Here is a 26,123-nt window from a genome sequence, read left to right as displayed (position 1 = left end):
TACCATGGCGACAGAGCCGGAAAACCGGGCGGGAGAGATCGTGGGCCACATGCGCTCCACGGCACCGAAGGGGCAAGTCCCTCACTTCAAACTCTCAGGTACCAGGACCGCCCGGAATTGGCCGCTCTGAAGCCGGCCCGAACCGGTGACAGACGAGGGGACCGCTACAGCCGTCGACTGTCACCGGAGAGACCCCATGACCGACCGTTCCTTCGCCGACCGCCACATCGGGACCAGCGCCGCCGACCAGGACGCCATGCTCAAAGCCGTCGGGTACCCCAGCCTCGAGGCGCTCATGGACGCCTGCATGCCCGACCTCATCCGCTCATCGGACACCCTGGCCCTGCCCCCGGCCGTCTCCGAGACCCGGGCGCAGGCCGAACTCGCCGACCTCGCCGCCCAGAACGACGCGAAGCGCTCCATGATCGGCCTGGGCTACTACGGCACCCACACCCCGGCCGTGATCCGCCGCAACGTCTTGGAGAACCCCTCCTGGTACACCGCCTACACGCCCTACCAGGCCGAGATCTCCCAAGGCCGCCTCGAAGCGCTCCTGAACTTCCAGACCATGGTCGGCGACCTCACCGGACTGCCCGTCGCCGGAGCGAGCCTCCTCGACGAGGCCACCGCCGCCGCCGAGGCGATGCTCCTGGCCCGCCGGGCCGCCAAACGCGACGCCGGCGAGGTCTTCGCCGTGGACGCCCGCGTCCTGCCCCAGACCCTCGCGGTCCTCAAGACCCGGGCCGAACCGGTCGGCATCGACCTCGTCGTCGCCGACCTCGCCGACCCCGCGAGCCTCCCCGCGGGCGCCTTCGGCGTCCTGCTCCAGTACCCGGGCGCCGACGGCGCCCTCATCGACTGGACCGCCACCACCGAGGCCGCCCACGCGGCCGGGGCCACCGTCGCGGTCGCCGCCGACCTCCTCGCCCTCGCCCTGGTCACCGCGCCCGGCGAATTCGGCGCCGACATCGCGATCGGCTCCACCCAGCGCCTGGGCATGCCCATGGGCTTCGGCGGACCCCACGCCGGCTACATGGCCGTGCGCGAGTCCCTGCAGCGCCAGCTGCCCGGGCGCCTGGTCGGCGTTTCCCGCGACTCGGCCGACCAGCCGGCCCTGCGACTGGCCCTGCAGGCGCGCGAGCAGCACATCCGCCGTGAGAAGGCCACCAGCAACATCTGCACCGCCCAAGTCCTGCCCGCCGTCATCGCCGCCTCGTACGCCGTCTGGCACGGGCCGGCCGGCCTGCGCCGGATCGCCGAGCACGCCGCCGGCGCGGCCGCCCGCCTGGCCGCGTCCCTGACCGCGGCCGGCATCGACACCGGCGAGGCGCCGTTCTTCGACACCGTCACCGCCGGCGTCCCCGGCCGGGCCGACGCCGTGGTCGCCGCCGCGGCCGAGGCCGGCGTCAACGTGCGCCGCGTCGACGTCGGGACCGTCGCCGTCTCCTGCGACGAGACCACCACCGACGCCGACCTGGCAGCGGTCTGCGGCGCCTTCGGCGCCGACCTCGGCGCACCGGTCGAGGCGGCGCTGCCGGTGGCGCTGCGCCGCGAGAGCGCCTACCTGACCCACCCGGTGTTCTCCGCGCACCACTCCGAGACCGCGATGATGCGCTACCTCAAGCGCCTCGCCGACGTCGACTACGGCCTCGACCGCGGCATGATCCCGCTGGGCTCGTGCACCATGAAGCTCAACGCCGCCGCCGAGATGGAACCGATCTCCTGGCCCGCGTTCGCCGACGTGCACCCGCTCGCGCCCGCCGACCAGACCCGCGGCTGGCGGGCCCTCATCGACCAGCTCGAAGGCTGGCTCGCCGACGTGTGCGGGTACGCGGCCGTGTCCGTCCAGCCCAACGCCGGCTCCCAGGGCGAACTCGCCGGGCTCCTGGCCATCCGCGCCTGGCAGCACGACCGCGGCGAGACCGGCCGCGACGTGTGCCTCATCCCCGCCAGCGCCCACGGCACCAACGCCGCCTCCGCCGTCCTGGCGGGCATGCGGGTGGTCGTCGTCGCCTGCGACGAGGCCGGGAACGTCGACCTCGCCGACCTGGACGCGAAGATCGCCGCCCACGCCGACCGCCTGGCGGCCCTGATGGTCACCTACCCGTCGACGCACGGGGTGTACGAGTCGACGATCGTGGAGGTGTGCGCGCGCGTCCACGACGCGGGCGGGCAGGTCTACGTCGACGGCGCGAACCTCAACGCGCTGCTGGGCTGGGCGAAGCCGGGCCGGTTCGGCGCCGACGTGTCGCACCTGAACCTGCACAAGACGTTCTGCATCCCGCACGGCGGCGGCGGGCCCGGCGTCGGCCCGGTCGCGGTGGCCGAGCACCTGGTGCCGTTCCTGCCCTCCGACCCCCTCGAGGCGACCGGTCCGGTCGGCCCGGTGTCCCAGGCCCGGTGGGGTTCGGCCGGGATCCTCCAGATCCCGTGGATGTACCTGCGGATGATGGGCCCCGAGGGCGTGACCGCGGCGACCGCTTCGGCGGTCCTGGCCGCGAACTACGTCGCCGCGCGGCTGGGGGAGCACTTCCCGGTGCTGTACGCCGGCGAGCACGGCCTCGTCGCGCACGAGTGCATCCTGGACCTGCGCGAGCTGACGAAGCGCTCCGGCGTCACCGTCGAGGACGTCGCGAAGCGGCTCATCGACTACGGCTTCCACGCCCCGACGATGTCGTTCCCGGTGGCCGGGACGCTCATGGTCGAGCCGACCGAGTCGGAGGACCTGGCCGAACTCGACCGGTTCTGCGCGGCGATGATCGGCATCCGGGCCGAGATCGAAGCGGTCGCCTCCGGCGCGGTCGGCGTGGAGGCCTCGGCGCTGCGCGCGGCCCCGCACACCGCCGCGGTCGTGACCGCCGACGACTGGGACCGGGCGTACACGCGGACCGAAGCCGCCCACCCCGCCGGGGTCAGCACCGCCAAATACTGGCCGCCGGTCGGCCGCATCGACAACGCGTGGGGGGACCGCAACCTGGCGTGCACGTGCCCGCCGATCGAGGCGTTCGGGGAGTAGCGGTAGGGAAGGTCCGCTCACTACTGTGGGCGGGCCTTTCACATGCGGGCCTTACACTGGCTGCCGACGACCCCCCCAGGAGTGAAGCGCATGGTTTTCGGTATTGAGCACAAGGTGAAGTCGCACCGGACCGGTCGGCGCCGCAAGAAGGGCGGCGCGAAGATGCAGGTCGCGCCGTGGATTGTGATCACCTTGGTGTGCGTCCTGGTGGCGTCGAGTCTGACCTGGGGTTTCGTGACGCTCCTGCGGTCGGGCTGCTCCGGCGACGTGTTCCGGGTGACCGTCGCGGCGGCGCCGAGCGTGTTCTCCTCGCTCGACGACGCGGCCCAGGAGTGGGAGTCGACGCAGCCCGAGGTCGACGGCCGGTGCGTGGGCGTGGAGATCACCGAGGTGTCCTCGGCCGAGGCGGCGCGGGGGATCACCGGCACCTGGGACGCGAAGTCGCTGGGGCCGCGCCCGATCGCGTGGGTCCCCGACTCGCAGGCGTGGGCCTCCTGGGTGGCCTCCAGCGAGTCGTCCGCCGGGTACGTGACCGCCGAGCCGCTCGTGCTCGGCCAGGCCTCGTCGGTCCTGGCGGTGCCCGAGTCGACCGCGACGTCACTGGACTGGCTGGGGGGCCAGCCGCCGACGTGGGCGGACGTGCTCGCCCTGGCCACGGACGGGACCCTGAACCTCGCCGCGGCCAACCCGCGGACCTCGACCGAGGGCCTGGTGTCGATGCTCAACGCGACCTCGGACGGGGCCGGGGGGTTCTCCGAGGACGCCATGGCCGCCTACTCCGCGGCCGTGGAGGCCGGGTCGGTCACCGACGACGTCGCCGAGCAGTTCGCCGCCTCCGCCGAGGCGCCCGACCCGGCGACGGTGTTCACCGCCCTGGACTACCAGGTCGAGACGTTCAACGCGACCGCCGCACCCGCCGACCCGCTCGTGCCGGTCACGCCCTCGGGCTCGGCCGTGAGCGCGGTCGCCTCCTACATGGTCCTGGACGGCGCCACCGGGTGGGTCTCGGAGTCGGACGCGGGCATCGCGTCGCGGTTCGGCGACTTCCTGGCGTCCTCGGGCTTCACCGACGCCGACTTGAAACCGGTCGACGATCCCGCAGCGGCCCTCGCCCAGACCACCCCCGAAGCGGTCGGGCAGGCCGTCAGGTCCTGGCAGTCCGACCGCCAGGACCTCAACATCCTGTTCCTGGTCGACCGGTCGATCGCCGCGGTCGAGGAGTCGGTCACCTACGACGGCGAGGACCTCACCTCCTCGGACGCGACGATCCGCATGGCCGTGGAGATGGTCGAGCAGATGGAGTCGACCTACCGGGCCGGACTGTGGGAGTACGGGGTCGGCGCGGACGACGGCGCGAACTGGCGGTCGGTCACCGACATCGCCGAGATGTCCGACGAGAACCGCGAGACCCTGAGCTCCGACCTGTACGACATCTCCGACGACGAAGCCTACGAAGGCGGATCGCCGCTGTACGACTCGCTCGTGGCCGCGTACGAGTACATGAGCGAGAACGCCTCCGAGGGCGAGCTGAACGTCGTAGTGGTCCTGACCAACTCGGGGGAGGACACCGCGAGCCTCCCGACCGTGGACGAGACGGCCGCCTCGCTGACCGCGCTGGACAGTTCGGTCAAGGCCTACACGGTCGGGTTCGGCTCGGCCAACGCCGACAATCTGACACAACTCGCGGAGGCGACCGGCGGCTCCTACATCGAGGCCCCCGCCGAAGGCAACGTGCTCTCCAGCATCGGCGGGTAGGCCCCGCGGCACCACGACGCGCGGGGCCCGTGAGGTGGGCCACTCGGCGCGGGCGCCCGCCCGCGCCTGGGCGACACTTGATCAATGTCGATGTTCCGAGCCGTCCCCGCGTCCCCCGCGGGCGCGCCGGCCGCCTGCCGCGACCGCCTGGTCGAGGTCGAGCGGCTCGAATGGCGCGTGGGCGACGGCGGCGACCCCGCCGCGATCGCCGAGGACTTCGCCCGGCGCCACGACCGCCCGCACGGCGAAGGCGGCGCGTGCGGCGTGGCCCTGCTGGTGTCGGCCGCGGCCGGGGCGGTCATGGTCGGCGGCGCGACCGGCGCGCCCAGTCCCGCACCGGCCGTACCCGACCTGGCCCTGGTCGCCTACGAGCACGGACCCCGCCGCGAGGCGCCCGTTCCCGGGCCGTTCGCGGTCGGACCGTGGCGCCCGTCGTGGACCGGCGCCGACCACGCCAAAGCCGTCGTCGCCGTCCAGGAGGCCATCGCCCGCGGCCAGGTCTACGTCGCGAACGTCGTCGGGCACCGCTCCGCCCCGTGGTCGGGCGACCCCGCCGCGGCGGCCGCCGCGGTCGCGGGCGTCGCCGGCGCGACCTGGGGCGGCGTCCTCTCCGGCGAGGACTGGCTGGTCGCCTCCGGGTCGCCCGAGTGCTTCCTCACCGTCGAAGGGCCGAACGCGGCCGCCTACCCGATCAAGGGCACCGCGCCCGCGACGGCGCGGGGCCGGCGCGAGCTCATCGCCTCGGTCAAGGAACGGGCCGAGCACGTCATGATCGTCGACCTGGGCCGCAACGACCTCGCCCAAGTCGCCGTCCCCGGCACCGTGGCCGTGCAGGACCTGTTCGCGCTGCGCCGCTGGGCCGACCTGTGGCAGGCCGAATCGACCGTCACCGCGCGCCTGGAGCCCGGCACCGGCCTGGCGGCGGTGCTGCGGGCCATGTGCCCGCCCGGGTCGGTCACCGGCACCCCGAAACTCGCGATGCTCGACCTCGTCGGCGCCCTCGAACCGGTAGGCCGGGGACCGGCCATGGGCGCGTTCGGGTTCGTGCAGGGCGACCGCATCCGCCTGGGCGTCACCATCCGGACCCTCGCCCTGGACGCCACGCACGCTCACCTGTGGGCCGGCGGCGGCATCACCTGGCGCTCGGAGGCCGAGGACGAAGTCGCCGAAGCCGAGACGAAGGCCGCGGCCATCGCCCGCGCCCTCGAAGCCGCCGCATGAGCGGCGACATCACCGGGGCGACCGCCCACTGTCGGATGAACGACCCCGCCGGGTCCTAAACCACGGGACGCCCGCCAGATGGCGAGCGTCTGCTCCTTCGCCGCCTCCCTGAGGTCGTCGGGCCACTCGGCCCGGTACAGGCGCAGGCGCGGCGTCGAGGAGTCGAGCTCGACCACGCAGCCCAACGCCATGGGCGGATCGGGATGGACACGCTGGAGCCACACCGTCCCGGCACTGCCGTCGTCGCCGCTCACTTGAATAGTGCGATGCTCCAATTGGAACTGCCCTAGGATTTTCGGCTCGCTCATGCCCGAGTCCTCACCGTTCTTGTCCCACCATTGAGGGCACACGGCGTTTTCGTGTCAGCGTCGCCGCCGCGGGCCCGCATCAATCTTTCCCACCTCGGCGCAGCCGTGTCAATACCCGACCCGACACCTGCCCGGGTGAACCCGCACCCGACCGGTCCACAGCGGAGCGCGCAGCGCACCCCGCCGCGAACGTCCCACGACGGCGTGCGGGTGTGTCAAGCTGGTGTGCGTGAGCGATGACGAGGAATTCCGCAGTATTGCCGAAGCCGCCTTCGACCTGGCCCGCGCCGGCGAGACCGAACGGCTCCTCCGCTTCGTCGAGACCGGCCTGCCGGTCGACCTGGCGAACGGATCGGGCGACTCGCTGCTGATGCTGGCCGCCTACCACGGCCACGCCGCCACCGTCCGCGCCCTCGTCAAAGCCGGAGCCGATGTGGACAAACGCAACGACCGCGACCAGACGCCCCTGGCCGGCGCCGTCTTCAAAGACTACGGCGACGTCGCGGCCGCGCTCCTCGAACACGGCGCCGACCCCGACGCCGGAACCCCCTCGGCCCGCCAGATCGCCGCCATGTTCGACCGCGACACCTTCAAGACCGACTAGGCCCCGGCAAGACCGACCAGGGCCTAGACCGACCGCATCCCCTCGGGCAGGCGACCCCAGGCGTGCAGATCCGTCAGATGCGCCTCCAACGCCGCCGCGAAACTGCCCGCCGCCTTCGTCAGCGGCGACTCGCGGCGCGAGGCCAGGGCGATGGTGCGACTGGCCCCCGGCGGCGCCAGCGGCGTCGCCCGCAGCCCCGGATGCCCCGCCGCGATCATCGCCGGCAGCAACGCGATGCCCAACCCGGCCTCCACCAGCGAAGCCACCGCATCGGTCGCCCCGCCGTCGACGCCGGTGCGCGGCGTGAACCCCGCGGCCTCGCACGTCGTGATCGTCAAGTCCCGCAAGTCGTAGCCGTGCGCCGGCAGCACGAACGCCTGCTCGCGCAACTGCGCCAGCCCGATGTACGCCTGACGCGTCAACGGCGGCAGATGCGCGGCCGAAGCGACCACGAGCGCCTCCGACAACAGCGGGCGCACCGTCAACCCCGTCGCATCCGCCTTGTCCCCGATCGTGAACGCCAGATCCAGGTCCCCGGCGGTCAACCGCTCCGTCAACGGCCCCGAACCGTCCTCGGTCAACGTCACCGTCACCCCCGGATGCACCTCCAGGTACCGCGTCAGCAGCGGCGCGATCAGCCACGAGCACAGACTCGGCGTCGCCCCGAGCCGCAGATGCCCCGCCCGCACGGCGAGGACGTCGTCGATGTCGGCCCGCGCCGCCGCATGGGCCGCGGTGATCCGCCGCGCGTGCGGCAGCAACGTCTGCCCCGCGTCCGTCAACTCGATCCGACCCCGCGAACGCGTCAGCAGCGGCGCGCCCAGCTCCGTTTCGAGCGTACGGATCTGCTTACTCAATGACGGTTGTGTCACACCGAGTTCTTCGGCCGCATGAGTGAAATGTCGTGTTTTCGCGACGGCCAGGAACGCCAGGAGTTGCTGCGAGCGCATCTCCATAACGTATCGGCATGAAACAGGGCACGACCATGAATTGGACCCGTGACGCCTGTCGCGTCTAGCCTCTGGACGTGTCTACGGATTTGCAATCGCGCACCGCCGCGCCCCCGGTCAAACGGGCCCGCGCGCCCTGGAAGCCGTGGCGGTCGAACATCGGCCTCAAGATCGCCATGGCCGTCTCCGGCGTCCTGATGGTCCTGTTCATCATCGTCCACATGGCGGGCAACCTCCACATCTTCGAAGGCCGCGAGGAGATGAACGCCTACGCGGCCGGCCTGCGCTCCTTCGGCGAGCCGATCCTGCCGCACGAGAGCCTCCTGTGGGTCCTGCGCATCGGCCTGGTCGCCTCGATCGCCGTCCACATCTGGACGGGCATCGTCCTGTCCGTGCGCTCCCACCACGCCCGCCCCGTCAAGTACGCCCACCGCCACAAGAACAAGGGCGAATCGCCCAACGCCTATTTCGTCATGCGCCTGGGCGGGATCGTCATCTTCCTGTTCGTCGTCTGGCACCTGCTGGACCTCACCTGGCGGACGGTCAACCCCGTCAAGGAGGCCCACGACGCCTACGGCGCCGTGGTCGCCACGTTCAGCCCCGAGCGCTGGCCGGTCACCGTGTTCTACCTCCTGGCCCTCGTCGCCCTGGGCTTCCACCTGCGGCACGGCATCTGGTCGGCCGTGCAGACCATCGCCGGGCCCGGCGCGAAGTGGCGCCGGCGCACGCAGGCGATCGCACTCGCGGTCGCCGTCCTCATCGTGGCCGGGTTCGCCGTCGTGCCCCTGGCCGTCACTTTCGGGCTGGTGAGCTGACATGAGCACTGACTTCTACCGCGAGGGTTCCCCCGTCGCGGACACCAAGGCCCCCGCGGGCCCCATCGCCGAACGCTGGGAGCAGCGCCGCTTCTCGGGGCGCCTGGTCAACCCCGCGAACCGCCGCAAGCTCCGCGTCATCGTCGTGGGCACCGGCCTGGCCGGCGCCAGCGCGGCCGCCACCCTCGGCGAGCTCGGCTACCGGGTCGCGAACTACTGCTTCCAGGACTCGGCGCGCCGGGCCCACTCGATCGCGGCGCAGGGCGGCATCAACGCCGCCAAGAACTACCGCAACGACGGCGACAGCGTGCACCGCCTGTTCTACGACACGGTCAAGGGCGGCGACTTCCGCTCGCGCGAGTCGAACGTGCACCGCCTGGCGGAGGTCTCGACCGAGATCATCGACCAGTGCGTGGCCCAGGGCGTGCCCTTCGCCCGCGAGTACGGGGGACTGCTCGACAACCGGTCCTTCGGCGGCGCGCAGGTCTCGCGGACGTTCTACGCCCGCGGCCAGACCGGCCAGCAGCTGCTCCTGGGCGCCTACCAGGCCCTCCAGCGGCAGGTCGCGGCCGGGACGGTGGACCTGCACACCCGCCACGAGATGCTCGAGCTGGTCATCGCCGACGGCAAGGCGCGCGGGATCATCGTGCGCGACCTGGTCACCGGGGAGATCTCCACGGAGCTGGCCGACGCGGTGGTCCTGGCGACCGGCGGGTACGGCAACGTGTTCTTCCTGTCGACGAACGCCAAGGGCTGCAACGTGACCGCCTCGTGGCGGGCGCATCGCAAGGGCGCGTACTTCGCGAACCCCTGCTACACGCAGATCCACCCGACGTGCATCCCGCAGTCGGGGGACCACCAGTCGAAGCTGACGCTCATGTCCGAGAGCCTGCGCAACGACGGGCGCGTGTGGGTGCCCAAGGAGCGCGGCGACGACCGCCACCCGGCGGACATCCCGGAGGACGAGCGCGACTACTACCTGGAGCGCCGCTACCCGGCGTTCGGGAACCTGGTGCCCCGCGACATCGCCTCGCGCGCCGCGAAGATCGTGTGCGACGAGGGCCACGGGGTCGGCCCCGGCGGGCTCGGCGTCTACCTCGACTTCGCCGACGCGATCGGGCGCCTGGGGAAGCAGGCCGTGGAGGCCAAGTACGGGAACCTGTTCGACATGTACGAGCGGATCACCGGCGAGAACCCGTACGAGCGCCCGATGCGGATCTACCCGGCGGTGCACTACACGATGGGCGGCCTGTGGGTCGACTACGACCTGTCGTCGAACATCCCGGGCCTGTTCGTGACCGGCGAGGCGAACTTCTCCGACCACGGCGCGAACCGCCTGGGCGCCTCGGCGCTCATGCAGGGCCTGTCGGACGGGTACTTCGTGCTGCCGAACACGATCTCGGACTACCTCGCGGACGGGCCGTTCGAGGCCCTGGACGAGGGCCACGAGGCCGTCGTGGCCGCCCGCAAGGAGGTCGACGACCGCATCGCGTTCTTCCTGGGCAACGACGGCGACCGCACCGTGGACTCCTTCCACCGCGAACTGGGCAAGATCATGTGGGAGTACTGCGGCATGGAGCGCACCGAGGAGGGCCTGCACAAGGCCATCGGGCTCATCCGCGACCTCAAGGCCGAGTTCTACAAGCGCGTCAAGGTCACCGGTAAGGCCGAGGAGCTCAACCAGCAGCTGGAGAAGGCCGGGCGCGTCGCGGACTTCTTCGAACTGGGCGAGCTGATGTGCATCGACGCCCTGCACCGCACCGAGTCGTGCGGCGGCCACTTCCGCGCCGAGTCCCAGACCGAGGACGGCGAGGCCAAGCGCGACGACGAGAACTTCTCGTACGTCGCGGCATGGGAGTTCGGGGGCGACGAGCCCATCCTCCACAAAGAAGCGCTCGAGTTCGAGTACGTGCACCCCACCCAACGGAGCTACAAGTGAAGCTGTCTCTGCGAATCTGGCGACAGAGCGACGCCGCCGCCAAGGGCAAGATGGTGTCCTACGAGATCGACGAGGTCTCCGAGGACGCCTCGTTCCTGGAGATGCTGGACGTGCTCAACGAGCGGCTCATCTCCGAGGGCCAGGACCCGGTCGCGTTCGACCACGACTGCCGCGAGGGCATCTGCGGGGCCTGCTCGCTCGTCATCGACGGGCAGCCGCACGGCCCGCAGGCCGCGACGACGACCTGCCAGCTGCACATGCGCAAGTTCAAGGACGGCGACTCGATCGACATCGAGCCGTGGCGGGCCGGGGCGTTCCCGGTCGTCAAGGACCTCGTGGTCGACCGCGGCGCCTTCGACCGGATCATCCAGGCCGGCGGGTACATCTCGGCGCCGACCGGGACCGCGCCGGACGCGCACGCCGTGCCGATCCCCAAGCAGGACGCGGACGCCGCGTTCAGCGCGGCCGCGTGCATCGGGTGCGGCGCCTGCGTCGCGGCCTGCCCGAACGGGTCGGGGATGCTCTTCATGGGCGCCAAGGTCACCCACCTCGCGCTGACCCCGCAGGGGCAGCCCGAGCGGGCCACGCGCGTGCTCGGCATGGTCGCGGCCCACGACGAGGCCGGCTTCGGCGGGTGCACGAACACCGGCGAGTGCGCCGCCGCGTGCCCCAAGGAGATCGGGCTGGACGTCATCGCCCAGCTCAACCGCGATTTCCGCAAGGCCGCCGTTCGCGCCGCCTGACACGGTATGAAGCCCCCCGGCCGTCGGCCGGGGGGCTTCGTGTTTCTCCTGCCCCGCGTGAGCGGGGAGACCCCAGGGGAATGTCGCCCCACGTGAGTGGGTAATGCCGCCCCATGTAAACAACGAGCCGGGGGCCGCTTGGTCGCGCCGCTTGACGGTGACGCGTGTCTCTCTTTGCCCGCGGATGTATGAACACCCCGTGGCACTCACCCCGTAGGCTCGTCGGCATGGGCGCGCCTCGAATCCTGTACCGGCTCTACGCGAAGCGCCTGCGGCGCGAGCTCCGGCCCGACCTGCTGCCACGGCATGTCGCGGTCGCCATGGACGGGAACCGGCGATGGGCCCGCCAGCAGGGCTTCGCCGACGCCGGGGTCGGCCACCGGTACGGCGCCGAGCACCTCGACGACCTCCTCGGCTGGTGCGCGCAGATCGGCATCGACCACGTCACCGTCTACGTCGCCTCGGTCGACAACCTGACCAAGCGCGACGGCGGCGAGGTCGCCCACCTCATGGACATGATCGAGGCGGTCATCGCCGACCGGCTCATGCGACCGGGCAACCGGTGGCGCCTGCACATCGCCGGGCAGCTCGACCGCCTCCCCGACGCCACGGCCGCGGCGCTCAAGACCGCCGTCGAGGCGACCGCCGACCGCGCCGGCGGGCACCTGACCATCGCGATCGGCTACGACGGGCAGACCGAGATCGTCGACGCCGTCCGCTCCCTCCTGGAACACGAAGCGGCCCAAGGCGGCACGATCGGCGACCTCGCCGACCGGTTGAGCCCGGCCGACATCGGACTGCACCGCTACACGCCGGACCTGCCGGCGGCCGACCTCATCATCCGCACCTCGGGCGAACGGCGGCTCTCCAGCTTCCTGCTGTGGCAGTCGGCGGGCGCCGAGCTGTACTTCTGCGACGTGTACTGGCCGGGCTTTCGCCACGTCGACTTCCTGCGCGCCCTGCGGGACTACGCGCGCCGCCGCGCCCGCTCATAGAACGCCCCGGCCGCCGTCCTCGTCGAGCGACCATCGGCGGACGGGCTCGTGCGCCGCGAGGCGCGGGTCGTGCCGGACCGCGTCCCGGGCGAACTCGCGGCGAAGGCTCCCGATGTGATCGGCGAGGTCGCGGCGTCCGGTGGTGGTCACGGGGCGCTCGGTGACGTGGTGCGGCAGCGGGTCCTGCGTCTCGAGCCCCAGCGCTTCGGTCCAGGGCACCCGGAAGAGCCGAACGGGGTCGGCGGCGTCGAAGACGAGGTACTCGGCCGCGTCGGATCCCGGGTAGAACTCGATGACGCCCGCCCGGTGCGCGGCCAGGGCTTCGAGGACCGCGTCCGAGCACTCGAAGAATTCGACGATGTCCGTGTAGTCCAGAGTCGGCTCGCGATCGGGGAACCCGATGATCCGGGCCATGACGTAGCGCGTCTCCAGGAGCCGAGCGGCGCACACCAGTGTGGCGAACTCGTAGGGCCCGTCGATGTCGACCGATGCCTGGAGTTCCCCGTACAGTTCGTCGATCTCGGTCCGCGGCTTCGGTTCACGGGCGGTCCACTCGATCTTGAACACGGTTCCTCCCCTCACGTTCGACGGCATGACACTCGGAGTTGATACAAGATATATCGACTCCGAGGCAGTGAGCCCCTTTGTCAGTCAACGCAATCCGCCGGTCTACAAGTCACGAGCACGGGCTTCGCCCGCGCACTCACCGATAAGAAAAGCCCTGGTGGGAGCCGAGAAATCGAGGTTTCGAGCCGTATGGGCGCCGCTCGGTCGAGCGGTCAGCGCAGCAGATCCTCGACCACGGCCACGAACGACCGGTTCGCCCACGCCAGGGCCTTCATGGGGGCACCCTATCGTTCCGCTCTCGCGTTTAGGCTACTGGCAAGGTTCCGTTCCCTCTCACATGGAGGCGTCCATGCTCTCGATCGATCGTGTCCGGTCGGATCTTCGCGACCATCTCGCAAGGGTGCTGTTGCGGTACGGCATCGCGGGGGCGTCCGTCGCGGTCGCGGTCGGCGACGAGACCGCGGAGGCCGCGGCCGGGGTGGTGAACTTGCGGACCAAGGTGCCGGCGACCGCCGGATCGGTGTTCCAGATCCAGTCGATCACGAAGGTCTGGACCGCGACCCTGGTCATGCAGTTGGTCGATGAGGGTCTGGTCGGCCTCGACGATCCAGTCGCCGATCACCTGCCGGGGTTTCGCACCGCCGATGCGGCCGCGAGCGCCCGGATCACCGTGCGGCACCTGCTGACGCACACCGGCGGGTTCGAAGGCGACCTGTGGGAGGCCACCACCAGCGGCGACGACGCGTTGCAGCGGCTGGTGGAGGACCATGTGCCGACGCTGGCGCAGCGGGAGGCGCCCGGGTCGCGGTACTCCTATTGCAGCGCCGGCATGGCCGTGCTCGGGCGGCTGGTGGAGGTCAAACGGGGTCTGCCGTTCGCCGCGGCGACGCGGGACCATCTGGCCGGTCCGCTCGGGATCAGTGAGATCGCGTTCAACGCCGATGAGGCCCTGGGCTTCAACACCGCCATCGGGCACCTTGACACCGGATCGGGGAAGGGTCCGCTGCCGGTGTGGGCGACCATGCCCGAGTCGAATCCGGCGGCGGGGAACCAGTTGGCGATGTCCGCGCGGGCGCTGTGCGCCTTCGGGCGGATGCACGCGGCGGACGGGCTGGGGCCGGACGGGACGCGCCTGCTGTCGCCGGCTTCGGCGGCGTTGATGCGGGAGGCGGGTCCCGCGTTGCCCGCGTTCGCAGTGCCGCGGTCGGTCGGGCTGGGTTGGGAGGTCGTCGGCGACGGCGCGCTCGTCCAGCACGGCGGCGGGGCCATCGGGGTGCAGTCGGTCCTGCTGGTCGTTCCCTCGCGGCGCGTGGTGGTCGCCGTCCTGGTCAACGACAGCGCCTACCTCGGGTTGATGCGCGACCTGGTCGACCCGTGGATCGCCGAGGCCGCGGGCGTGGTCCCCGATCCGGCGCCGGTGCTGTCGGGCCCGGAGGCGTCGCTCGCCGGCGTCGAGCGGTACACCGGCGTCTACGCCGATCGCAACCAGCGCATCGCGGTCGCGGTGCGCGAGGGCCGGATCGAGCGGACGTACACGCCGCTCGGGGGAGCGCGGTCGATGATGGTGCGGGCGGGTCTGCCTCCCGAGCCGTTCACCGATGAGATCCGCCGGGTCGCGGGCGACCTGTTCGCCACCCGCAACCCGGACGGGACCGCGGGCGGTTACACGCAGTTCCTCGACGTCGAGGACGGGCGGGCCCGGTTCATGCACTCCGGTCGGCGGTCGGTGCCGCGGCAGGGGTGACTCACGCGGCCCATGGCAGCGGGTTCTTGGCGTCGGCGGCACCGGGCATGTAGGCGTGCATGGCGCCGGGGCCGGTGACGACGGCGGCGAAGCCGTCCGGTCCGGGGATGAACTGCCGCGGGAGGTCGGCGGGGATGACGATGGTGTCGCCGGCGGCCAGGTCTGCGCGTTCGGTCTCGACGGTCACGGTGGCGGCGCCTTCGAGGAGGGTCCAGACCTGTTCGGCGTCGATGCAGTGCAGGGGTCCGGCCTGTCCGGCGCCGGCTTCGACTCGCCAGAGGGGGTTGGCGGCCGCGCCGAGGGCGGGGGAGGCGAGGGTGGTCATGACGGCGGACGCGGTGGCGGTGCGCCGGGTCTGGGTGCTGCGGACGATGCGCATGGGTGCGCCTCCTAGAATGGGCAACATGGTTGACCATATAGTAAATCTGGTTGTCTATCATGGGTGAGCGGGCCCCCGGCTACGAACTGCCGCTGCTGCTGTTCGCGGCCTTCCGCGACGCCATCGACCGCGCCCACGCCGACCTGGCCGAACACGGCCACCCCGACGTGCGGCCCATGCACGGCTTCGTCTTCCAGGCCATCGGCACCCACGGCACCACCGCCGTCGAACTCGCCGCGCGCCTGGGCGTCACCAAGCAGGCCGCGGGCAAGACCATCACCGCCCTCGAACGCCAGGGCTACCTCGAACGCGCCGCCGACCCCCGCGACGCCCGCGCCAAGAAGGTGCGCCTGACCGCCCGCGGCATCGAAGTCCTGGAACTGTCGGAGCGCGCCTTCGACGCCGTCCAGGCGCAATGGGCCCAGGCCGTCGGCGAACAGCGCCTCGCCGACCTGCGCGAGGACCTGCGCACCCTCGCACCCGGCGAACTGTTCCGCCTCGACGCCCCCGGCTGGTTCGGAACGGGCCGCTAAGCGGCACGCACGGCAAGCCCTCAGGGCCCGGCTAGGCCCGCCAGGACCGGCGCGGCCGCAGCTCGAGATCGGGCACCACCGACGGGTACGGCGGGTACCGCACGACGAGGTCCGCCCAGACCTCCTGGGGGATCGCGAGCCCCGCATCGATCATCGCCGCCCCGTGCCACAACCCGATCCCCTTGAGGGCCTTCGCGGTGGCGCGGCAGATCTCCTCACTGAGGAACTCGAACCGCTCCTCGGCCGCGTCCCGCTCCGCCACCTCCGACGGATCGGTGGCGTCCAACAGCCGGTCCAGCACCTCGCCGACCCGCTGGTACTCCTCCATCAGCGCCAGCGTCGGCCCGAAACCCGCGGCGATCTCCCCATCGGTCAACACGTTCCCACTTCACCTCTTTTCGAGAGGACTCTAACCGCCCCCGCAGCGGGTCGGTGTTCGCCCTGACGTACCGGGTCGCGGCGACGATGAGCGGCTCGTGGTCGGCCGCGGCGTGCCTGGTGTGCAGCCGATCGCACAGGTCCGCCAGCGCCGTGGCCAGGTCCGCGGTGATGGGGCCGCGTTCGCCGGTCACGGTCAGCGCCAGGAGTGTCGCGAGCCAGGACGGTCCGTGGTCGCGGAAGTTCAGGTGGAGGTTGCGTTCGGCCTGGCGGTCGGCGGCGGTGAGGAGGTAGTGGACTTCGGTGGCGATGCGCCATGCGAGTGCGGGGTGGGGTCGGGCGCGGGCGAAGAGGTCGACGGCCTGTTCGCAGGCGTGGAGTGCGACGGCGGCGAGTCCGAGGTCGCAGCGTGCGGAGATGGTGGGGGCGGCGTGGCGTCCGGCGGGGTCGGGGCAGAGTCGGTCGATGAGGGCGGGGTCGGCGAAGGCGCCGGCGCGGACGGCGGTCTGCAGTGCGCCGCGGAAGGTCAGTGGTGGTTTGGCGGCGACGGGTTCGACGTCGGGGAATCGTTTGGCGAGGAGGTCGGCGGCGCTGCGTGCGACGGTGGTGCGTCCGGCGGCGGCGTGGAGGCCGGCGGCGAGGCGGAGGCTGTCGCGGAGGAGTTCGCCGCCGGCGTCGACGGCGATGAGCATGCGGGTGGCCTGGTCGGCGGCGCCGACGGCGAGGTCGGGGTCGGCGGCTCGGTGGAAGACGCGGGCGGCGCGGGCGAGGGCGTTGGCGAGGTCGGCGAAGCCGGGGCCGTGGGGGTCGGTGGGGTCGGTTTCGTCGAGGAGGCTGACGGCGGCGTCGGCTTCGGTTGCGGCGGTCATGTATCGGCCGACGCGGGCGGCGGCTTCGGCGAGGTCGAGGCGGGCGAGTGACCGGTCACCTGCGGGTGTGTCGAGGGCGGTGATGATGGTGACGCGTTCGTGTTGGGCGGCGTAGGCTTCGGCGGTTTCGCCGACGGCGGTGTGGGAGGTGGCGCGGTCGGCGAGGAGTTCGGCGAAGTCGGCTCGTGTGGCGAGGTCGCCGGGGTGGACGGCGAGGCAGCCGCGGTATTCGGCGGCGGCGCTGGCGTAGACGGCGAGCGCGCCTTGGTGGTTGCCGGCGGCGGCGAGTCTCGTGGCGTCTCGGTGGGTGCGTCGAGCGTGGCGCCGATTGGGCATTCGGGCTCCTCAATGAGGGAATCGAGGCTGATGCGAGCCGAGTCGGGACGGACCGGGCACTCGCGTCAGGCCCTTCATCGTAAACGGTCGCCGGATTCGGGGTATCCGCCGTTCAGATGATGAGGGTTTGGGGGGCGGGGTGGTGGAGGAATCGGTCGTGGGAGATCTCCCAGCCGTAGGCGCCGGCGTTGGCGAAGACGAGGCGGTCGCCGACGGCGATGTGTGGGGTGGGTTGGCCGGTGTTGAGGATGTCTCTGGGGGTGCAGAGTTCGCCGCACACGCGGAGGTCCACATTGGTCCAGGGGGGTTCGTGTCGTGGGCCCGGCACGAGGTGGAAGGGGTGGGAGTAGCCCCAGGCGGCGGGGAGGCGGAAGTGGTGGGTGCCGCCGCGTACCAGTGCGAACGCCTGGCCTTGGACGGTTTTGAGGTCGAGGACTTCGGCGGTGTACCAGCCTGCGGGGGCGGCGAGGTAGCGGCCGGGTTCGAAGACGAGTTCGGCGCCTGCGGTGTCGATGCCTTTGAGTCCTCGGGCGAGGGCGGCGAGGTCGATCTGGTCGCCGCGGGGGTCGGCGCCGAGGCCGCCGCCGACGTTGACGTAGCGCAGGTCGAACCGGGTCGCGGCGGTGCGCGACCATGCGAGGGCGTCGTGGACGTGGGCGGTGTAGGCGTGGGCGTCGAGGCAGTTGGAGACGGCGTGGAGGTGGAATCCGGTGAGGTCCAGGCCGTGGGCGAGGGCGCGGTCGACGGCGGCGGGGACGTCGGCTTCGTCGATGCCGAAGGGGGTGGGCGCTCCGGTCATCTGGTGGGTGCCGGGCAGGGCCCGTCCGCGGTTGACGCGCAGGGCGACCGGGCCGGTGTATCCGGCTGCGGCGAGGCCGTCGAGTTCGCGCATGCTTTCGGCGTGCATCCACAGGGGGGTTGTGGTGCGGGTGGCGGCGGTGAGGTCGGCGGGGGTCTTGGCGGGGCCGGAGAAGGCCAGGCGGGTGGCGGCGGCGGCCGTTGCGGCGCGCAGTTCGCCGCCGGAGGCGCATTCGATGCCGTCGGCCAGTGCTGCGGCGGTGGCGACGATGGCGGGGTTGGCGCAGGCTTTCATCGCGTACAGGATCGTGTGGCCTCCCAGGGCCTCCCGCAGGCGTCCTAGGCGGCCGGCGAGGACCGCGGGGTCGTAGATCCAGGCGCTGGAGGGCGAGGGCAGGGCGGCGACGGCTGCGGTGACGTTGGCGGGCAGTGGGTTCACGGGCGGGCCATGGGGTTGTCGACGCGGGTCTCGATCTCGTCGCCGGGGTGCAGGCGCATGGTCAGGAGCGCTTTGGTCGGCTGCTGTGGCGCCAGGTAGTGGTCGCGGTCGGCCGCGGGCAGGTCGAGGCCTGCTATCCGGTCGGCGAGGTCGGCCCAGTAGGCGGCGGCGTCGATCCCGCAGTCGCGTTCGAGGACGGCGGCGAGGGCCGCCAGGTGGTTGTGGAACAGCGTGTACGCCACTTTGGACCTGACCTGGTCCATCGAGGCGGCGTTCACGGGACTGCCCTCAGGCAAATCGATTGCGAACGGGACACTCGGCACGTGCAGTCGCGCCCCGCCCAGGTCGCGGGTGAGGGCGGCGACCGGCTCGTGCCCGCGCATGGCGACGAGGCTGTTCTGCAGGTGCGCTTCGAGTCCGATGCCCATGGCGGCCTTGGCCAGGACCGGGGGGACGAACAGGTTCGTGTAGGAGCGCAGCCACGCGTCGGGGTCGCCCGACCAGTCGGCGTACTCGGCCGCCAGGCTGCGGCCGGTGACCGGCGAGGGGGCCGCCAGCGCGGTGGAGGGCACGCATACGGTCCCCGCGGGGACGGCGGCGGCGAGTGGGGCGCGGGCGATGGCGGTGAGGTCGCGCGAGTGCGGCAGCCAGGTGCCGGCGGTGTCGGCGACGAACCGGTGCGTCTCGTCCAGGTCGGCGAGGTGTTCGCTGAGGTAGGGGGCGAGCATCGCGGTGGCGGGGGAGATGTCGCGTCTGGTGGAGGTGATGTGGATGCCCAGGGCGAGTTTGAGGAAGCCGGGGGCGCGGTGGCCGGCGAGGGTGCGGATCGCGGCGGTGGGCCAGGCCGGGACGGTCTGGTCCAGTACGGCCAGGCGGCCGGTGGTGAACAGGTCGCGGTGGGCGGTCAGGACGCGGTGTTCGAGTTGCCAGGGGTGGACGGGTACGACGGGGTCGGGCAGGTCGAGGTCCTTGAGCATGGGGTGGTCGCGGAAGTCGGTGCCGGAGCGGGCGAGGACGCCGGATCGGTCGGCGACGAGCCGGATGCGGATGGGGCGGGTCGTCTCCAGGTCGTAGCGTTCGAGGTCGCGCGGGTTCCAGCCGAGGCGGGTGCGCGCGCACGGGTGGAGCTGGTGGCCGTCGGTGGCGAGGGTTTCCAGCAATCGTGCGGTCGTGTCCGCGTCGCGCGTGCACGCGGCGACGAGTTCGGCGAGGCTCCCGGTACCGGTGCGGGCCGCGTAGGCGGCGATGTGGCGATTGCGGGTCTCGGCGCGGGCGCGGGCGTAGGCGAGTCCTGTGCGGGCGGAGGCGAGTTCGGCGGCGAGGTGCTCGGGGACGGGTGCGCCGAGGATCGCCTCGAGGGTTTTGACGGGGTCTTCGTCGGTGCCCGGGTCGGGGTCGAGCTGGTTGAACGCGCCCTGACCGGCGGGGGCGGGCCCGGTGCGGAAGCCGTTGAGGTCTTCGCGCCATGCGGCGGCCGTGACCTGCGCCGACAGGCTCGGCCCGGGTTTCACGCGGCCGCCAGCGGGTTGTCGACGCTCGCCCAGATGTCGTCGGTCGCATGGTCGGCCAGGCGCATCGCGGTGGTGGCCTTGACGGGCCAGGGGTCTCGCAGGACGGCCGCGGCGATCCACTGGTCCAGTGCGAGGTCGCGCACCGCGGCCGCGACGGTCGACCACCACGTGCCGGGGTCGGTCCCCGTCCACTCGGCGAGCGCTTGGACCAGTGCGGTGAGCGTGGTGGGGAACAGTGCGGCCAGGAGTTTCGCCAGCCGCTTGGCCGGGTCGGGCTCGGGCAGGTCCCCGGTGAGGGCGGGCCAGTCCTCGGTCGGGACGCGGATGCCGCCGAAGTCCCGGTACACCAGGCTCGCGGGCCGGTTCCCGGTGAACGAGGCGAGGGTGTTCTGCCCGTGCGCTTCGAGGGCGACGCCGGTGGTCGCGAACAGGCGCACCGGTGCCAGTGCCACTGCGACGAGTGCGGTCCACCACTGTTCGAGGTCGTTGCCGGCGAGGGCGGCGCCGATCGGGCGGCCGGTCGCGGGGTCGGGTTCGGCCAGCGCCGCGAGCGGCACGGCCCGCGGGTGTCCGAGGGTGTGCGGGGCGGGGCGGACGATGGCGGCCAGGCCCGTGTCGGGGCCTGCGGGGCTCCAGGTGTAGTCGGGGCCGAGGGGGCGGCTGATGGCGCCCCGCTCGGGTACGAGGGTGATGCCCAGGTCGGCCGCGGGGCGTTCGAGTCGGTGCCAGACCTGCCAGCCGTTGCTGACGGCGGCCGCGGAGACGTGCCGCACGGCCGAGGTCAACTGGAGGTCGACGGCGGTCTTGACGTGTCGGTCGCCGACTGAGACGGTGCGCAGGCTCATCAGCGGCGCCGCACCGGTCCAGGTCGATTCGGGAGCGGTGAGGCCGCGGCGCCGGGCCTGCCACGGGTGGACCGGCAACCGCACCGGGAGCAGCTGCTCCCGGTCCTCGGCGACGCGCCATCCCTCCCAGACGGTCAGGCCCGGGACCTGGTAGCGGCCCAGGTCGAACCGGGCCCGGTGCTCGGGTGCGAACGCGCGGATCTCATCGTCGGTCAGCTCCCCGCGCGAGCGCGCCAGCGGATGGGTGGGGTGTCCGAGCAGCACGGCCTGTTCGAACCACACGCTCGGGTCCAGGTGGGCCGCCTCTGCGGCGGCCCACAGGTCGTGCGGGTGGGGCCGGGCCGCCTCCAGCGCGAGGGCGGTGCCGCGCACGGCCGAGGCGATCTCGCCGGCGAACCGCTCCGCGTGCACCGAACCGGCGGCGAGGGACCGCGCCAGGTCGACCGCGGTGTCGCCTTCGGCCTTGCCGGGCAGCGGTTCGCGGTCGGCGGCGGCCCTCAGTCGGTCGGCGACGATCGCGTCGGCGCGGGCGGTGGCGTCCATGGCCTGCACTGTACTGGCGAAACGGGCGCCTGTGGAGGGTGCGTTTTCTCACGCCCTCGTTGCGGCGAGCGGGGATTCAGGCCCTGACGACCGGTGAGCGGTCCTGCGTGCGCGGGACCGGGATCGCGGCCAGGCGCATTCGCAGCGATTGCAGGACCGGCAGGTCGTAGACCGCGCCGGCCGCGGCGAGCCACAGGCCGATGTCGGCGGCGGCCTGGCCCACGGCCACGTCGTGGACCGCGGCGCTCTCGCCCGCGCGGGCCGTCTCGGGCAGGGTCGGCCACAGCACCCAGCCCTGGACGTGCGCGTCCGGCAGTGCCGCGTCGAGGGCCTTGACCGCTTCGGGCAGGTTCACCGAGTCCACATCGGCGCTGTCGCGTCCGACGGGGGCGCACAGCAGTGCGATCCGGTCCCCGCAGACGATCGCGTGCGGCACGCGGGTGCCGTCGGTCGCGGGGAGGGCGACGAACAGTCTCGCGGCGGGCAGGTTCGTCAGGACCTCCCGCAGGAGCTTCCCGGTGGGCCGGTCGGCCCTGGGGCGGGTCCCGGCCGGGCCGAACGCGTTGAACTGGCGCAGTGCCGCGCCCACGGAGGAGCGCAGGGCCAGGGTCCAGCGCAGGCGGCGTACGGTCCAGGCCAGGCCGGCGCCGGCGACGACGAACACGCCCAGGTACCAGCCCCAGGCCGTGCCCGGTCCGGCCAGCCACACCGAGGCGGCCGCGAACAGGAACGCGAGGACGAGCCGCCCGGTCGGGGGGCTGGGGGAGCGGTCGGGGCGCGAGCGCAGGGCCCGGCTGGTCTGGACGAACACGATCATGACCACCGCGAGGGCGGCGGGGATCGACAGGGCCCGCAGGAACAGGGAGGCGTCGGCGGACAGGGCCGCGGCGCAGAACCACAGTCCCGCACCGGCCCACAGGGCGAACGCGGCGCTGCTGCCGGCGGCGGCGACCCATGTGGAGGGGCGCTGGACGGGGCGGACGCGGCGCAGGCGGGCGTGCCAGGGGACGGCCACGAGCGCGCCTTCGGTCGACAGGGACTGCGCCCTCGGTTCGGCGGCGGGGGCGACGTTCCAGCCGCGGACTTTGCGGTGCGAGGGTTTGGCGGCGGCCTTGCCGTAGCGGCGGGCGGCGCGGCGTCCGAAGCGCAGCAGGTCGTATTCGCGGCGCAGCCCGGGGTGGGAGAGGGTCTCCCAGGACTGCTGGACGAGGTGGAACTCGGCTTCGTCGCCGCCGCGGTCGGGATGGGTATCGCGCAGGCGGCGGCGGTAGGCGGCCTGGATCTCGGATCTGGGTGCCTGCGGGCTCACCCCGAGGACGCGGTAGTGGTCTGGTTCGTTCACCACGCGGCTCCCGGTCGGTCGGTCGTGCGGGGACGGGCCGGTGCCCGGCGAGGGGGAATCGGGCGTCGGTCTCGACGGTAATGGAGCCAATCTACCGCCGGTTCGCCCCTTTCGGTGTCGCCAGGTCCGAGTTTTTCACTTCATCGTCACCCGAGTGCCACCACACGATACGGCGGCGGTGACACTGTGGAGTGAGGCGGCGGCGATCCGGGCGGTACTCGCGGGCGCTGCGGCCTGCGCAAATCCTCCACGGCCACGGGCGTAATCGGCGTTCGCGGCGGTTCGTGCGACCACCGCGCATTCGATGCGCCATTGCCGCACTGCGCGCGGTGAGGCGACTTCGGACAGTGCAAGACCGGGACGGTCACCATTGCCGATGCGAACTGCCTCGACAAGTACCATCCGGCACCATCCGGTCCCGCACCCGCGCATACCGTCCGGGCGAGGGCGCGACGCGCCTACTGCGGGTCCACTCGCGCGGGCGGCGTGCCGGGGCCGGCCTGCGGGGTGCGGGTCAGGACTGCCAGAACCGCGCGAGCGCGGAGGCGGCCGGGTCGTCGATGTCGGCGATCGCGTACTCGGAGGCCTCGACCGAGTTCACCCACGGCTCGGCCTCGACCTGCCCGAGGGCGTCCAGGTCGACCCACGGGTAGCCGTCGACCGGCTCGGGCACGTCCAGGTCCAACTCGGGCGGGAACGACGGCGGGTTGTCGGCCTCGTCCAGCAGCAGGTCCTCATAGGTCGCCGCGTACGGCGCCTCGTCCCCGGCCGCCTCGGCCTCCACGCCGTCCTCCACGTCGGTGTCGTCGTATTCGGCGAACTCGCCGTCGAGGTCGTCCACGTCGTCGAGACCGGCCTCGCCGTCGAAGGCGAACCCTTCGAGGTCGTCCTCGCCGGGAACCTCGCCGTCGTCGAAGTCGTCCAAGCCGGGGGCGTCCGCATCGTCCAGATCGGCGCCCTCGAAGTCAGGGGTGTTCGACTCGGGGTCGAACGGATCGTACTCATCCATCGACTACCTCCTCGCCTGGGACGAGCGTGCGAGCCTTCGCGAGCACCTCGTCGAGCTGTTTGACCTTGGAGGCCATGGAGTCGCGGCGCTGCTTGAGCGCGGCCTGCTTCTTCGCCCGGGCGGCCTGGTCGGCCTTCTGGGCGTTCTCGGCCGCGGAGATGCGCGCGTCGAACTCGGCGGCCCGGCGCTCCAAGGCGTCGTCGAGCGTGGAGTTGAAGACGAACTCGACCTCGGTGAACCGGAAGCTGATCTCCTCGTTGAGGTTCGCCCGCGCCTCGGCGACGATCCGCTGGATCCACTGCTTGGCCGCCTGGCGGTTGCCCTGGATCTTGCGCCGGTACAACAGGAACGCCGCCGCCGCCAACCCGACGCCGATACCGGAGGCCGACAGGGCGACCGCGCCGATCCCCCCGAGCGCACCCAGGCCGATCGCGCCCGCACCCATGGTCACCGCGCGACCGGCCATCATGGCCACACCCGCCGACGACGCCATCAGCAGCGCCCCGTCCGAGGAGGCGTCGCGCCTCGCCCGCCCCGAGGCGGCCGTGCGCAGGCCCGCGGAGATCGAGTTCGTCGCCCCGCGCAGCTCGTCGTCGTTGAACACCTGGCGCAGCACGCGCTCGGCCAACAGCACGAACCGCTGATGCAACTCGCCCGACAACCGCGCCGCGATGCCCTGCAAGGCGATGTCCACGCGCTGGGGCAGCGATTCGAGCGCGGCCTTGTTCGCCTTCTCGACCTCGTCCAACAGGGCCTCTTCGAGCTCGGCCAGGTGCGTGCGCAACCGCCCCTGCACCTCGATCTTGGCCCGCTGCGTCTCCACGCGCAAGGCCAGGTTCGCCTTCTTCGTCTCGGTGCGCCGCAACGCCAAAGCCTGCTTCTTCTCCTCCTTCAACCGGTTGGCGGCCTCAGGATCGGGGTCGTAGGCCTTCATGTCCTCGGCCGCGGAGACGGCCAGGCGCTGGAACTCGGTGCGCACCGCGCGCACCACGTTCGCCGCGACCAGCGCCTTCCCGGCCGTGGCGACCTTGACCAGGGCCCGCTGCATCTTCCCGATGCCCGACTCCCGGGCCAGAGCGACCCGCGTGGGCCCCTGGGAGTTCAACGCGTGCTCGGCGAGCATCGCCGACACGGGGTACATCGGCGCATGACGGAACCGCGGCGCGTGCGCCTCGATGAGCGAGCGGTTCTCCTCCATGACCGTGCGCCAACCCGGATACGTGTCCGTCTTCGTCAAGGCGAAGACGACGAAGTTGACCCGCTTGGAGGCCTCGGTGAGGAAGTCCAGCTCCGTCTTCGCCATCGGCGACGACGCGTCGGTGACCATGATCAGGCACGTCGCCCGCGCGACCGCCTCGAGCGCGATCTGCGCGTGGTCGGGATCCAGACCACCCGTACCGGGCGTGTCCACCACCGACATGTGCTTGAGCAGCGCCGAAGGGTGCCCCACCAGCATCCGCCGCGGCGGCACCATCCCCGGGGGCATGGTGCCCAACCGGGTCGCCCAGTTGCGCAGGTCGCCCACGCCCAACAGCATCGGGTCGGCCGCACCGGGCTGCCAGGCGCGCACCGACGCCTGGTCGGCCCACGCGAACTCCAGGTACGCCGTCGTGGCGACCTGCGCGTCCACCGGCGACAACCCCGGCATCCCCAACAGGGCGTTCACCAGCGACGACTTGCCGCGCTTGGTCTCGCCCACGACCACGGCCACCGGCTTGTCCGGCTGCCAGCGCGTGACCTCGTCGACCTCCGCCGCCGCACGCGCGTCAACGGTGCGCAGCGACGCGTTGCCGGCCTTGGCGGCCTTGACGCACAACTTGTGGATCTGCTGCGCCGGGTTCGGCTTCGCCGCGGCCTTCTTCGCCGGCGCCTGACTCTGCGCCGGAGTAGCGGTGTCGGTCATGCCCGCACCTGCCCGCGAAAGACCGTCACGATCGGGTGGCGCAGCAGACGGCCCCGGTCGATGTACCCGGGCGTCTCGGTGCGCGCGATGATGCCGTCCTCGGCCGGCGTGGAGGCCGCGATGACCGACCCCGCCTCGTGCACGGCCGGATCGAACCGCTGCCCGGTCGCATCGACCTGGGCCACACCGACCTTCGTGAACGCGCCGTCGAGGTGCTGGGCCAGCGCCGGGGACGTCGCGCGGTCCCGCATCCAGATGCACGCCTCGACCAGGACCGTCCGGTCGGCCGAGTTCTGCGCCGAGCGGGCGCCGTCGGCGAGCTGCCCGACCGGAATGGGACCCGAGGCCCCGCCCGTACCGGGCGCCGGCGCGAACGGGACCGCGGCGGCGGGGGCCGCCGACGTGATCGACCGGCCGGCGAGGGCGGCGACGACGGCGGTGACCAGGACCGATCCGGCCCCGATGGCCAAGGTGCGCGCATCGAACCCGTCGACGGTGAGGAACACCGCGCCCAGGCCCGCGGCGGCGAGGCCGGCGAGGGCCCCTACCAGCGGTCCGCCGAGTCGATTCGTCACTGTGCT

At 72.2% G+C, this 26,123-nt stretch carries 22 protein-coding genes and 1 riboswitch; of the genes, 10 read left to right on the top strand and 12 right to left on the bottom strand.

The window, feature by feature from the left end:
- The first annotated feature begins 19 nt into the window (after positions 1–19).
- Positions 20–120: riboswitch (glycine riboswitch) on the top strand.
- 76 nt (positions 121–196) lie between these two features.
- The 4 genes from gcvP (at position 197) to BLQ63_RS02250 (ending at position 6,904) form a co-directional block, all read left to right on the top strand.
- The gene (gene gcvP, locus BLQ63_RS02265; protein WP_091027645.1) at positions 197–3,016 is read left to right on the top strand and encodes an aminomethyl-transferring glycine dehydrogenase; all 2,820 of its coding nucleotides are present in this window, start codon (positions 197–199) and stop codon (positions 3,014–3,016) included.
- Between the two features lie 90 nt (positions 3,017–3,106).
- Positions 3,107–4,771, top strand: coding sequence for a vWA domain-containing protein (locus tag BLQ63_RS02260; protein WP_143014729.1), 1,665 nt, complete (start codon positions 3,107–3,109; stop codon positions 4,769–4,771).
- 84 nt (positions 4,772–4,855) lie between these two features.
- Entirely contained in the window at positions 4,856–5,992 is a 1,137-nt protein-coding gene (locus BLQ63_RS02255) for a chorismate-binding protein (protein ID WP_091027640.1), read from the top strand.
- A 531-nt stretch (positions 5,993–6,523) separates the two neighbouring features.
- Positions 6,524–6,904 carry an ankyrin repeat domain-containing protein gene (locus BLQ63_RS02250; RefSeq protein WP_419774922.1) on the top strand — a complete coding sequence of 127 codons (381 nt, stop codon included), beginning with the start codon at positions 6,524–6,526 and terminating at the stop codon, positions 6,902–6,904.
- Positions 6,905–6,927: 23 nt separating this feature from the next.
- On the opposite strand, the gene BLQ63_RS02245 is transcribed toward BLQ63_RS02250, so the two are convergent.
- The gene (locus BLQ63_RS02245; protein WP_091028607.1) at positions 6,928–7,854 is read right to left on the bottom strand and encodes a LysR family transcriptional regulator; all 927 of its coding nucleotides are present in this window, start codon (positions 7,852–7,854) and stop codon (positions 6,928–6,930) included.
- 77 nt (positions 7,855–7,931) lie between these two features.
- On the opposite strand from BLQ63_RS02245, the gene BLQ63_RS02240 reads away from it, so the two are divergent.
- The 4 genes from BLQ63_RS02240 to uppS all read left to right on the top strand — a co-directional run bounded on the left by BLQ63_RS02240 (position 7,932) and on the right by uppS (position 12,346).
- Positions 7,932–8,669 (top strand): succinate dehydrogenase cytochrome b subunit, encoded by a 738-nt coding sequence (locus tag BLQ63_RS02240; protein WP_218125009.1) that lies wholly within the window; start codon positions 7,932–7,934, stop codon positions 8,667–8,669.
- Between the two features lies 1 nt (position 8,670).
- A complete protein-coding gene (locus BLQ63_RS02235) occupies positions 8,671–10,608 on the top strand; it encodes a fumarate reductase/succinate dehydrogenase flavoprotein subunit (protein WP_091027634.1) in 1,938 nt (645 codons plus the stop codon).
- Entirely contained in the window at positions 10,605–11,351 is a 747-nt protein-coding gene (locus BLQ63_RS02230; protein WP_091027631.1) for a succinate dehydrogenase/fumarate reductase iron-sulfur subunit, read from the top strand. The genes BLQ63_RS02235 and BLQ63_RS02230 overlap by 4 nt, the downstream gene beginning before the upstream one ends.
- A 227-nt stretch (positions 11,352–11,578) precedes the next feature.
- Positions 11,579–12,346 (top strand): polyprenyl diphosphate synthase, encoded by a 768-nt coding sequence (uppS, locus tag BLQ63_RS02225; RefSeq protein ID WP_091027628.1) that lies wholly within the window; start codon positions 11,579–11,581, stop codon positions 12,344–12,346.
- Here uppS and BLQ63_RS02220 read toward each other — a convergent pair.
- On the bottom strand, positions 12,341–12,913 hold the full coding sequence (locus BLQ63_RS02220) for a hypothetical protein (RefSeq protein ID WP_143014728.1): 573 nt from the start codon (positions 12,911–12,913) through the stop codon (positions 12,341–12,343). The two genes, uppS and BLQ63_RS02220, sit on opposite strands and share 6 nt — an antisense overlap.
- Before the next feature lie 349 nt (positions 12,914–13,262).
- On the opposite strand from BLQ63_RS02220, the gene BLQ63_RS02215 reads away from it, so the two are divergent.
- Positions 13,263–14,657 (top strand): serine hydrolase domain-containing protein, encoded by a 1,395-nt coding sequence (locus BLQ63_RS02215; RefSeq protein ID WP_177154743.1) that lies wholly within the window; start codon positions 13,263–13,265, stop codon positions 14,655–14,657.
- A gap of 1 nt (position 14,658) precedes the next feature.
- Here the strand turns inward: BLQ63_RS02215 and BLQ63_RS02210 are convergent, their stop codons facing one another.
- Complete coding sequence (locus BLQ63_RS02210) at positions 14,659–15,036, bottom strand: cupin domain-containing protein (RefSeq protein WP_177154742.1); 378 nt, start codon at positions 15,034–15,036, stop codon at positions 14,659–14,661.
- A gap of 59 nt (positions 15,037–15,095) precedes the next feature.
- Between BLQ63_RS02210 and BLQ63_RS02205 the strand changes: the two genes are divergently transcribed.
- Entirely contained in the window at positions 15,096–15,569 is a 474-nt protein-coding gene (locus tag BLQ63_RS02205) for a MarR family winged helix-turn-helix transcriptional regulator (RefSeq protein WP_177154770.1), read from the top strand.
- 31 nt (positions 15,570–15,600) lie between these two features.
- Here BLQ63_RS02205 and BLQ63_RS02200 read toward each other — a convergent pair whose 3' ends face one another.
- The 9 genes from BLQ63_RS02200 to BLQ63_RS28755 all read right to left on the bottom strand — a co-directional run bounded on the left by BLQ63_RS02200 (position 15,601) and on the right by BLQ63_RS28755 (position 26,117).
- The gene (locus tag BLQ63_RS02200) at positions 15,601–15,831 is read right to left on the bottom strand and encodes a hypothetical protein (RefSeq protein ID WP_091027614.1); all 231 of its coding nucleotides are present in this window, start codon (positions 15,829–15,831) and stop codon (positions 15,601–15,603) included.
- Positions 15,785–17,152, bottom strand: a complete 1,368-nt coding sequence (locus tag BLQ63_RS02195; RefSeq protein WP_091027610.1) for a hypothetical protein — start codon at positions 17,150–17,152, stop codon at positions 15,785–15,787. The genes BLQ63_RS02200 and BLQ63_RS02195 overlap by 47 nt, the downstream gene beginning before the upstream one ends.
- A 112-nt stretch (positions 17,153–17,264) precedes the next feature.
- Positions 17,265–18,389 (bottom strand): type III PLP-dependent enzyme domain-containing protein, encoded by a 1,125-nt coding sequence (locus tag BLQ63_RS02190; RefSeq protein WP_091027606.1) that lies wholly within the window; start codon positions 18,387–18,389, stop codon positions 17,265–17,267.
- Positions 18,386–19,900, bottom strand: a complete 1,515-nt coding sequence (locus BLQ63_RS02185; RefSeq protein ID WP_143014727.1) for an IucA/IucC family protein — start codon at positions 19,898–19,900, stop codon at positions 18,386–18,388. Before BLQ63_RS02185 ends, BLQ63_RS02190 begins: the two co-directional genes overlap by 4 nt.
- Positions 19,897–21,288: an IucA/IucC family protein gene (locus BLQ63_RS02180; protein ID WP_091027598.1), complete on the bottom strand. Its 1,392-nt coding sequence runs from the start codon at positions 21,286–21,288 to the stop codon at positions 19,897–19,899. The genes BLQ63_RS02185 and BLQ63_RS02180 overlap by 4 nt, the downstream gene beginning before the upstream one ends.
- A 76-nt stretch (positions 21,289–21,364) precedes the next feature.
- Complete coding sequence (locus tag BLQ63_RS02175; RefSeq protein ID WP_177154741.1) at positions 21,365–22,630, bottom strand: J domain-containing protein; 1,266 nt, start codon at positions 22,628–22,630, stop codon at positions 21,365–21,367.
- 514 nt (positions 22,631–23,144) lie between these two features.
- A complete protein-coding gene (locus BLQ63_RS02170) occupies positions 23,145–23,639 on the bottom strand; it encodes a hypothetical protein (protein ID WP_091027594.1) in 495 nt (164 codons plus the stop codon).
- On the bottom strand, positions 23,632–25,542 hold the full coding sequence (locus tag BLQ63_RS02165; protein WP_091027592.1) for a GTPase: 1,911 nt from the start codon (positions 25,540–25,542) through the stop codon (positions 23,632–23,634). The genes BLQ63_RS02170 and BLQ63_RS02165 overlap by 8 nt, the downstream gene beginning before the upstream one ends.
- Entirely contained in the window at positions 25,539–26,117 is a 579-nt protein-coding gene (locus tag BLQ63_RS28755) for a nucleotide exchange factor GrpE (protein WP_218125007.1), read from the bottom strand. Before BLQ63_RS28755 ends, BLQ63_RS02165 begins: the two co-directional genes overlap by 4 nt.
- Positions 26,118–26,123 lie beyond the last annotated feature (6 nt).

Source organism: Glycomyces harbinensis (genome assembly GCF_900101745.1).
GTDB classification, from domain to species: Bacteria; Actinomycetota; Actinomycetes; order Mycobacteriales; family Micromonosporaceae; genus Glycomyces; species Glycomyces harbinensis.
Note: the sequence above shows the minus strand (reverse complement) of the source record. Positions and strands in the feature narration are given on the sequence as shown.